This window comes from Nonomuraea sp. NPDC051191 (genome assembly GCF_044455665.1).
Lineage (GTDB): Bacteria > Actinomycetota > Actinomycetes > Streptosporangiales > Streptosporangiaceae > Nonomuraea.
In genome coordinates this window covers 198,482-208,235 of record NZ_JBITEZ010000018.1, presented here as the reverse complement: position 1 = coordinate 208,235, position 9,754 = coordinate 198,482, and the positions used below count along the sequence as shown (strand labels likewise).

Annotated in this window: 9 protein-coding genes; 4 read left to right on the top strand and 5 right to left on the bottom strand. The window is 70.5% G+C overall.

The features are described 5' to 3' along the window. Both ACIA8R_RS42515 and ccrA read left to right on the top strand, forming a co-directional pair. The coding region (locus tag ACIA8R_RS42515; protein ID WP_397043261.1) for an SDR family NAD(P)-dependent oxidoreductase at window positions 1–2,273 on the top strand (2,273 nt) is incomplete at its 5' end. A 43-nt stretch (window positions 2,274–2,316) separates the two neighbouring features. Continuing rightward, window positions 2,317–3,654, top strand: coding sequence for a crotonyl-CoA carboxylase/reductase (ccrA, locus tag ACIA8R_RS42510; RefSeq protein ID WP_397043259.1), 1,338 nt, complete (start codon window positions 2,317–2,319; stop codon window positions 3,652–3,654). Window positions 3,655–3,683: 29 nt separating this feature from the next. On the opposite strand, the gene ACIA8R_RS42505 is transcribed toward ccrA, so the two are convergent. After that, on the bottom strand, window positions 3,684–5,213 hold the full coding sequence (locus tag ACIA8R_RS42505; RefSeq protein WP_397043257.1) for an AMP-binding protein: 1,530 nt from the start codon (window positions 5,211–5,213) through the stop codon (window positions 3,684–3,686). 113 nt (window positions 5,214–5,326) lie between these two features. Between ACIA8R_RS42505 and ACIA8R_RS42500 the strand changes: the two genes are divergently transcribed. Next, a complete protein-coding gene (locus ACIA8R_RS42500) occupies window positions 5,327–5,581 on the top strand; it encodes a phosphopantetheine-binding protein (RefSeq protein ID WP_357701639.1) in 255 nt (84 codons plus the stop codon). Between the two features lie 14 nt (window positions 5,582–5,595). Here the strand turns inward: ACIA8R_RS42500 and ACIA8R_RS42495 are convergent, their stop codons facing one another. Together ACIA8R_RS42495 and ACIA8R_RS42490 are read right to left on the bottom strand one after the other, a co-directional pair. Next, window positions 5,596–6,567, bottom strand: coding sequence for an ACP S-malonyltransferase (locus ACIA8R_RS42495; protein ID WP_397043255.1), 972 nt, complete (start codon window positions 6,565–6,567; stop codon window positions 5,596–5,598). Further along, window positions 6,564–7,424, bottom strand: a complete 861-nt coding sequence (locus tag ACIA8R_RS42490) for a 3-hydroxybutyryl-CoA dehydrogenase (RefSeq protein WP_357701635.1) — start codon at window positions 7,422–7,424, stop codon at window positions 6,564–6,566. Before ACIA8R_RS42490 ends, ACIA8R_RS42495 begins: the two co-directional genes overlap by 4 nt. 449 nt (window positions 7,425–7,873) lie before the next feature. Here ACIA8R_RS42490 and ACIA8R_RS42485 point away from each other — a divergent pair, with 449 nt between their 5' ends. Next, window positions 7,874–8,623 carry an alpha/beta fold hydrolase gene (locus ACIA8R_RS42485; protein ID WP_364103797.1) on the top strand — a complete coding sequence of 250 codons (750 nt, stop codon included), beginning with the start codon at window positions 7,874–7,876 and terminating at the stop codon, window positions 8,621–8,623. A 172-nt stretch (window positions 8,624–8,795) separates the two neighbouring features. Here the strand turns inward: ACIA8R_RS42485 and ACIA8R_RS42480 are convergent, their stop codons facing one another. Further along, entirely contained in the window at window positions 8,796–8,996 is a 201-nt protein-coding gene (locus ACIA8R_RS42480) for a CocE/NonD family hydrolase C-terminal non-catalytic domain-containing protein (protein WP_397043253.1), read from the bottom strand. Between the two features lie 4 nt (window positions 8,997–9,000). Continuing rightward, complete coding sequence (locus tag ACIA8R_RS42475; RefSeq protein ID WP_397043251.1) at window positions 9,001–9,552, bottom strand: CocE/NonD family hydrolase; 552 nt, start codon at window positions 9,550–9,552, stop codon at window positions 9,001–9,003. Window positions 9,553–9,754: the final 202 nt, after the last annotated feature.

Genomic DNA, 9,754 nt, shown 5'->3' with positions numbered 1-9,754 from the left:
CCGAAACCCCCACCCTCCTCCACGCCCTAGCCACCATCCACACCCACACCACCACCCCCATCACCTGGAACACCCTCCTCACCCCCACCCCAACCACCACCACCAACCTCCCCACCTACCCCTTCCAACACCAGCGCTACTGGCTCCTCCCGAAGACCACCCGCAAACCGGTCTCCACGGCGGACGACGGCTTCTGGGAGAAGGTGGCGTCGGCGGACACCGACGACCTGGCCACCCGGCTGAACGTCGACACCGATTCTTTGAAGGCCGTCCTGCCCGCCCTGACGTCACTGCGGGACGAGGAACGCAAGAGGTCCAGGCTCGACACCTGGCGCTACAAGGTGACCTGGCGCACGACCACCGCCCCCACCCTGGAGAAACCGGGGGACGCGACGTGGCTGGTGGCCGTACCCAGTCAGGACCTGCCGATCGTCCGCGACGTCCTCGCCGGCCTGGCGGAGAACGGCGTCGAGGTCCGCACCCTTGTCGTCGGCGATGAGGACCGCGCGACGCTCGCGGACACCCTTCGCGCGGAACCTCCCGTGTCCGGCGTGCTGTGCCTTCTTCCGCTCGACGACGGACCGAGCGCGGCCCACCCGACCTTGTCCCGCGGCACCGCGTCCGTCCTCACGCTGGTGCAGGCGCTGGCTGACGCCGACGTGACCGCGCCGCTCTGGCTCGCCACCGCGGGTGCGGTGGCCGTCGACGAGGCCCGCGAGTCCGTGAACCCGTTCCAGACCTCCGTCTGGGGGTTGGGCGCGGTGCTCGCGGTGGACCATCCGGACACCTGGGGCGGGCTCGTCGACCTGCCGCACGCGCCCGGCGCGGCGGACGTCGCGCTGCTGCACGATGCGCTGGCGGGAACGACGGGCGAGGACCAGGTCGCGATCCGGGCGGGCGTCCTGCACGCACGCCGCATGGTGCGATCCCCGTACGGCGAGGAAGAGCCGACGCAGGGCTGGAAGCCGCACGGAACGGTCGTGATCACCGGGGGAACCGGCGGAGTCGGCGCGAACGTCGCCCGGTGGCTCGCGCGGGAGGGCGCCGACCACCTGGTGCTGGTGAGCCGGCGCGGCCGCGACGCCGAGGGCGTCCCCGAGCTGGAAGCGGAGCTGACGGGCCTGGGGGCCGCGGTCACGGTCACGGCCTGCGACGTCACCGACCGCGCAGCCGTGCGAGACCTCCTCTGCTCGCTGCCCGGCGGTGCCCCGCTGACCGCGGTGATGCACGCGGCCGGCGTCGGACACGACGACGTGCTGGTGGCCGACATCACCCTGGACGACTTCGCCCGTTTCGGACGGGCCAAGGTCGGCGGAGCCGTGATCCTGGACGAGCTCCTGGGTGACCGCCCTCTGGAGGCGTTCATGATGTTCTCGTCGGGCGCGGCCGTCTGGGGGTCGAGCGGACAGGCTCCCTACGCCGCCGCCAACGCCTTCCTCGACGGGCTGGCCCTGCGTCGACGTGGCCGAGGGCTGGCAGGCTCCTCCATCGCCTGGGGCGGCTGGGGCGGCGGCGGAATGATGGAGGCCGCCGGGGAGCGGCTCGGCCGCAGCGGGTTGAGGGCGATGGCGCCCGACGCCGCCGCGATCGCGATCGGCCAGGTCGTGGGCGGTGGCGCCGCCCACCTGGTGGTGGCCGACATCGACTGGGGACGCTTCGCGCCCGTCTTCTCGCTGGCCCGGCCTCGCCCGCTGATGAGCGGCGTGCCCGAGTTCGGTCAGGCGCTCGACGGTCCGTCCACCCGCGAGGACGACGAGGAGAACAGGGGGCTGGCGGCCTCCCTGGAGGGCCTGCCCGCGGCCAAGCGGGAGCGGGTGGTGGTGTCACTGGTGCGGTCGGCGGCCGCGACGGTCCTGGGACACGTCTCGGACGACTCCGTCGAGCCGGACCGGGTCTTCAACGAGCTGGGGTTCGACTCGCTGACCGCCGTCGAGCTGCGCAACCAGCTGAACCAGGCCACCGGGCTGGAGTTGCCGGTCACGCTGGTCTTCGACCATCCCACCCCGACGGCCCTCGCCCGCTTCATCCTGAACAGGCTTCTTCCCGAGGCGCCGAGCACGTCCGGCTCCGTCCTCGTCCAGCTGGAGGAGCTGGAGCGGCTGCTGCGGGAGCAGAGCATGTCCCCCGAGGACAGGTCCGAGATCGGCAAGCGGTGCCGGGCCATCCTGCTGGCGGCCGAAGAGGCGTCCGACCTGCCCGAGGAGCAGGACCTCGACGACCTCACGGACGAAGAGCTCTTCGCCACGCTGGACGATCAGCTCGGCCCGTCCTGATCCGGGCACCACCTCCCAGCCACAACCCACCCAAGGAGAATCGATGGACGAGATCAGAGACGTCCTGGTGTCGGGGGAATTCGACGCCGAACAGGTCCGGCATCTCCCGATACCGGAGAGCTACCGGGGCGCGGTCGTGCTCCGCGACGACGTCAACCTCTTCGACGGGACTCCCACGGAGAACCGCGATCCCGCCAAGTCCCTGACCATCTGGGACATCCCCACGCCGGAGCCGGGCCCCGGCGAGGCGCTCGTCGCGGTGATGGCCAGCAGCATCAACTACAACACGGTCTGGAGTGCGATCTTCGAGCCGATGCCCACCTTCGGCTTCCTGAAGCGGTACGCCAAGTCGGTCCCCTCCGCCAGCGGCCACAACCAGCCCTTCCACGTGCTCGGCTCGGACATGTCCGGAGTCGTGCTGAAGACCGGTCCGGGGGTGCATCGCTGGCAGGCCGGCGACAAGGTCGTGGCGCACTGCCTGTCGGTCGAGCTCTCCTCGGCCGACGGCCACGACGACAGCATGCTCGACCCCGACCAGCGCATCTGGGGCTACGAGACCAACTACGGCGGCCTCGCGCAGCTCAGCCTGGTCAAGGCGAACCAGCTCATGCCCAAGCCCGCCCACCTGACCTGGGAGGAGGCGGCCTGCTCCGGCCTCGTCCACTCCACGGCCTACCGTCAGCTCATCTCACGCAACGGGGGGCAGATCAAGCTCGGCGACGTGGTGCTCGTCTGGGGCGCCGCGGGCGGGCTCGGTTCGTACGCGACGCAGCTCGTCCTGCGCGCCGGGGCGATCCCCGTGTGCGTGGTGTCCAGTGAGACGAAGGCGGAGCTCGTCCGCGCCCAAGGGGCGGAGCTGATCATCAACCGGAGCGCGGAAGGCTACCGGTTCTGGAAGGACCCGGAGACCCCCGACACCACGGAGTGGAAGCGTTTCGGCTCGCGGATCCGCGACCTCACCGGCGGCGACGACCCTGACGTGGTCTTCGAGCATCCCGGCCGGGAGACGATGGGCGCCAGCGTGTACGTGGCGCGCCGCGGCGGCACGATCGTCACCTGTGCCTCCACCTCCGGCTACCAGCACCAGTACGACAACCGCTACCTGTGGATGGCCCTGAAGCGGATCATCGGGACCCACTTCGCGAACTACCGTGAGGCGTGGGAGGCGAACCGGCTCATCGCCAAGGGGGCGGTCCACCCCACACTGTCCGCCGTGTACGGCCTGCACGAGGTCGGGGCGGCGGCCCGTCGCGTCCACGAGAACACCCACAGCGGCAAGGTGGGGGTGCTGTGCCTGGCGCCGCGTCCCGGCCTCGGCGTCGACGATCCCGAGTTCCGCGCCCGCCACATCGACCAGATCAACCGCTTCCGCGAGGACTGACCGCGTTTCCGGAACGAAGCGTCAAGGTCTCAAAGGTCGTCAGGGGCCACCGTCGTCCCCGCGACCAGTTCCGCGGCCCTGTCCCGCAGCCCCGCCCGGTCGACCTTCCCGTTGGGGTTCAACGGCAGCTCTTCCAGATGGCGGTAGTGACGGGGAATGAGACCCGTCGGAAGCGTCCTGCGGAGCTGGGCGGCGAAGCGGGAGATCGACGTGGGTCGCCCGGTGTAGAACACGACGAGCTCGGTGGCGTTCCCGGCCGTGGTGCTCACCGTCACCGCGTTCTCGACGCCCTCGCAGCTGCGCACGGCGTGGTCGATCTCGGCCGGCTCGACCCGCCAGCCCTGCACCTGGACCTGGCTGTCGGCCCGCCCGAGGTAGACCAGCTCGCCGTTGACGGCCCGCCGGACCCGGTCACCGGTGTTGTACCAGACGCGGTCGTCACGCTCCACGAATCGTCCCTTGTCGTGGTCGGGGTCGAGGTAGCCGGGAGTCAGCTGCGGCCCGGTGATCCACAACTCTCCCTCGGTGTCCGCGAGCCGTCCGTCCTCGATCAGCAGGTGGTCGTGCCCGGGGTTCACGGACCCGATCGGCGACAGGCCGTTGACGCCCAGCCCGGGCGAGATCTCCTGGCACCAGCGGTGGCCGGCGATGGTGACGGTCAGCTCGGTCGGGCCGTACAGGTTCTCCACGACGGAGGCGGGGGCGGCACGCTGCCAGTCGGCGGCGTCGGCGCACCTCAGTGCCTCTCCGGCGAAGAAACTCCAGCGCAGGTGCGGCATGGCGGCCGCGCGAAGGCCGCCGGTCCGCCGCACCGTCCAGATCGCGCTCGGGGTGGAGAACCACACCGTGACGCCCTGCTCCGCCAGGAACGACGGCAGGTCCCGGTAGGCGGCTGGGGGCACGGCCACCGAGGTCGCGCCCGCTCCCCAGGCGCAGAACAGGTCGAACATGGCGCAGTCGAAGGTCAGGTCGAAGGTCTGCGAGAAGACGTCGTCGCAGGTGAAGTCGTACCGCCCGGCCAGGAACCGGAAGTAGTGGCCGGTGTTCCCGTGGGTGATCGGCACTCCCTTGGGAACGCCCGTGGAGCCGGAGGTGAACAGCACGTAGGCGATGTCGTCGGCGCGGACCGGCCGAGGTTCCGGCAGGGCGCGGCTCCCGCCGACCGCGAGGACGTGCACCTCCAGGCCCTCTGCCCGAAGGGTGGCGGCGACCTCTCCCCCGCGTTCGTCGACGATCAGCGTGGACACCCGGGCGGCCTCGATCATCTGCCTGGTGCGCGCGGCCGGGAAGTCCGGGCGCAGCGGCACGACGGTCACCCCCGCGGCAAGGCCGGCGAGGATGCCCGCGTAGCAGACGGTCCCCTTACCGGCGAGCACTCCCACGGCAGTGGGCCGCGGGGAGGGCGTCCGCAGCAGCGCCCCGCCCCACGACAGGGCCAGCTCGTGCAGCCGCTCGTACGTCGCGCTGTCGTCGCCGACCCGGAACGCGGTCCCGCCCGGCGACTTCCGCAGGCCGTCCAGAAAAAGTCCGTAGAGGGCCGAGACGGATTCCCCTGCCATTCTTTCCTCCTCGCCTGGCATTCACTTGTATTTTCTGGACTTTGCCGCAGACGGCCTATATCGTCAAATAGATCAGCACTCCGAATCCGCCGACAAGAAAGGGTTCGCACATAATGTGGAACGATCAGTTCGAGACCATTCTGCGAATGCGCCTCCCCTTTCTCGCACCCGACGAGAAGGTTCAGGAGGACCTCGACCTGATGGCCTTCGGCCTGGATTCGCTCGGCATAGTCGACCTGCTGGCCGCTCTGGAAAGCGCATTCGACGTACGGTTCCAGGACGAGGCGCTGGCCCTGGACACCTTTCGCACTCCGGGCACGCTGTGGGGCGTGCTGAGCGGGCTGTCCGACCGGTCGCCCGGCCACTGACAGGCCGGGCCGGTCTAGGCGACCGGGGCCCGGGGCGGCGTCATCGCCGTCCTCGGGGTCACCGGCGTCACCTCGAAGCTCTCCCTGGTGATCGCCACCCGGCCGAACAGCGCGTCCGGACCGGCGACACACACCTTGGCGATCTCCAGCCGCCGCAGCGCGGCCACCACCTCCGGCCAGCGGAGGGGCCTGACGAAGCCGTCCAGCAGCATCGTCCGCACGCCTTCCCCGGTGGTCAGCAGGGTCCCGTCGTGGTCGTCCACCACCGGCAGCCTGGGGTCGGCGAAGCGCAGCTCCCCCATGACCCGCTCCTCGGCCAGGCGCCGCAGCGGCTCGAACGCGGCCGAGTGCATCGGCGGGCGCATCGTGTACAGCGGCAGCCCGCCGGCCGCGCGCACCCGCTGCTCCAGCCACTCCACCTGCCGCTCCCTCAGGGAGAGCATGAAGAAGTCGTGGTCGACGGTGCAGGAGAGGTCGTGCCATTCGCCGCGTTCGTCGAGCTCGGCCAGCACCTCCTGGAGCCTGGGCTCCGGGGTCCTGACGAACGAGCAGGTGACGATGTCCTGATGGGCCCGGCCGAAGTACTCCTCGGTGCAGCGGGCCAGGCCCGCCGTCATGCGGACGGCGTCCTCGAAGGACAGGGCGCCGGAGTACGCCGCGGCCGCCTTGCCGCCGAAGCTCGGTCCGGCGCACACCGCCGGCGTCACGCCCAGGGTGCGCTCCGCCCAGTCGGCGAGGGCCAGGCAGTTCACCATGAACGCCACCTGGGCCGCCTCCGAGTAGTCGCCCTCCGACCGATGGAACCGGTCCGTCAGCGGGTAGCCGACGACGTCGTCGGCCAGGGCGATCAGTCTGCGCGCGGCGGGATCGCCCCGCATGAACTCGGCGACGTCCCCGAACCGGACCGGGCCCATCCCCGGGAAGATCATCGCGGTGCCGCCCTTGGCGCTGTCGCTGAAGTCCACCAGTCCTCCGGTCAGGATCACGGATAGTCGTAGAAGCCCCGGCCGACCTTCTTGCCCAGCAGGCCGCCGTCGACCATGCGCAGCAGGAGCGGCGGGGGCGTGTAGAGCGGTTCCTTGAACTCCTCGTACAGGGCCTCGGCGATGGAGGCCACGACGTCCAGGCCGATCAGGTCGGCCAGCCTCAGCGGGCCCATCGGGTGGGAGCAGCCCAGCGTCATGCCCTTGTCGACCACTTCGGCGGGGGCGAACCCGCTTTCCACCATGCGCACGGCCGACAGCAGGTAGGGGATGAGCAGCGCGTTCACCACGAATCCGGCGCGGTCCGGCGACCGGATCACGTCCTTGCCGAGCGTCCCGGCGACGAACGACTCCACCCGCGCGAACGTCGCCTCCGCCGTCAGCAACGATCCGATCAGCTCCACCAGGGGAAGCACGGGAGCCGGGTTGAAGAAGTGCACCCCGATCACCTGGCTCGGCCGGCCGGTGGCCCGTGCGAGCCTGATGATCGGGATCGAGGAGGTGTTCGAGGCGAGGATCGCGTCCTGGTCGTCGAGGATCTTGTCGAGCGCGCCCAGCACCTCAAGCTTGATCGACTCACGTTCCGGCACGGACTCGAAGACGAGGTGCCGGTCGGCGAGTTCGCCGAGATCGGCGACGAACGACACACGCCCCAAGGCCGCGTCCCGCTCGGCCTCGGTGATCCCGCCCTTGCGCAGGCCCCGGTCGAGCCATGCGACCAGGCGCCGCCGGGCGGGTGCGAGCGACGTCTCGGCGGAGACCGCGACGCGCACGTCCAGCCCCCGGCGGGCGCACACCTCGGCGATGCCCGAGCCCATGACGCCGCCTCCGACGATGCCGACCTTGCTGATCTCTCTCATCGTGTCTCCCGTGACGTCTGCCTCGACCAGCGAAAGGGAGCACGCGCCGGCTCTCGGACGACGTCGGGACACACCTCTCCCGTCACCGTGACCATCGGTGGACGGCCATTACGGAAAACGGCGCTTCCCTTTCGAAAGGCTGGCTTCCTGCCTGCTCAACCGGCACGCTATATGGGCGTTTTCCACACCCCAACCCTTACGTCCCCCCTAGCGGCTTTCGCGACAAGCATCTGGATGCGGCGTCTCTCCCCTATCCCTCCCGTAAAGGCGCTTCCACAGTGCTCGGCAAAGGCTGTGCTCAGCAGGACATCCCCCTACCCGTCCCGGGTTCGCCGGGAGCGGGCTGTGGCGAGTGGGTATGATCGGCATTCTCGCGAGAGATGATTCGCCGTTTCATCGTCCCGGCTTCTTTTGCGAAAAGAGCACGGTCGTCACGAAGGAGGGACGCAGTGACCCGAGCGAATCCCTGGCTCCACCGCTTCCATCCGTCGCCGGAAGGCGACCTGCAGGTGGTCTGCTTTCCGCACGCCGGCGGCTCCTCCAGCTTCTACCACGCCTTGTCGGCCGTCCTTTCGCCCTCGGCCGAGGTGCTCGCGGTGCAGTACCCCGGCAGGCAGGAACGCCGCCACGAGGCGTTGGTCAAGGACCTGCGGACACTGGCCGGCCAGGTCGCCGACGCTCTGGATGCCGAGTCCGACGACCGGCCGCGGCTCTTCTTCGGGCACAGCATGGGGGCCCTCGTGGCGTTCCAGACCGCCGTGGCTCTGGGCGGCCGCGGCCCCGTGGCGCTGTTCGCGTCGGGGCAACGCGCCCCGAGCCGGGCCCGCTTCGAGATGACGCACCTGCTCGACGACCAGGCGCTGGTCGAACACGTGAAGATGCTGGACGGCAGCGCCGCGGCGGTGCTGGATGACATGGAGCTGCGCCCCCTCGTACTCCCCGTGATCCGCTCCGACTACCGTGCGATCGAGACCTACCGGTTCGGCGGAGAGGCCCCGCTGTCCTGCCCCGTCGTGGCGTTCTCCGCCGATGACGACCCCCTGACGAGCCTGGCGGAGGTGCAGGCGTGGAGCCTGCACACCAGCGCCGGCTTCGAGCTGCGCGCCTTCTCCGGGGGCCACTTCTTCATCCGCGACCACTACGCCGACGTGGCCGAGGCGATCGGCGAGTTCCGGAAGCGGTCCGCGTACCGTGAATGATCGGCAGGCGGCGGGACGCCCGTAGGAATCGGCCCGCTCGGCCGCGCACAGGTCCGTCAGGTACGTCGGCGTCTCCTCCGCCGCCACCACCACCTCCCGCGGCTCCCCTGCTGTCGCCGCCCTGACGTCCTCGACGCGCAGATGGTTCTGGTCGAAGATGCTGTCGTTCTCCTCAGAAGGGGAGCATCACGTTGCTTGGGCCGAGGTCGACGGTCACGGACCTGGCGGCGGGGCCGGTGGTGACGTGGTCCTTGTCGTTCGCGACGAGCACGATCCCGATGCGATCGCCGGCCGGGAAGACGTGGTCCGTGGCGTGCAGGCGCCAGCTCACGGTGCACGCCTGGCCGGGGCGGACGGCCTTCGGACGGGTCACGGAGTCACGGTTCTTGACGTCGATGGAACCGTGCGTGACGATCGGCAGCTTGGTCGGCTTGCCCCTCGGCGCGGGGGGGCAGGGGGGCCGCGAGGTAGGCGAGCCGGGAAGGTGCGCCGGCCGACGGGTTGGCGATCATTTCCGCTGCGTACCGCGTGGGGCCGTCGGTGAAGGTCTGGGTCGCGCTCGTGGCGGGCGTGTCTCCGAGGGTGCCCACAGCCGACGAATCGGCCGGACCGAACCACATGCGAACCGGCCGGGAATCGGGATTGGCGATCCTCTGATCCCGCGCGTAGTCGTACCAGCTGGAGATCGCTCCTTCGGGAACGATGGTCCTGAGCCCCTCCCCTCGGGCGGCGACCGCTTCGGCGAGAGTGCCGTCGTAGGAGAGGCCGATCAGGCCCACGGCGCCGGTGCTCCAGTCGGCGGCCACCGCGCGCCCGTTCGCGTCGGTGGCGCGTGCCCGGCCGTTGAGCCAGACGGCCGCGGTGGCGCTGAGGACGTCCTCACGGCCACCGGTCGTCGGGCATCCTGCCGAGGCGCCCGTGCCCTGCACCTGACCCTCATCCCGTTCAGGGCCTCCGCGGGGCGCATCACGGCCGCGGCGACCCGGTCGCGGCGGCCGTCGCGATCGCTGTCCATCGGCGTCTCGACGTACACCGTCTCGCGCACCGCCTCCGCGCAGGAAAAGGCGGGCTGGGTCCGCCCGTTCCGCACAAGGAGGGTCGGCGCGGCCGACGCCGGCGCCGCGGGCAGGC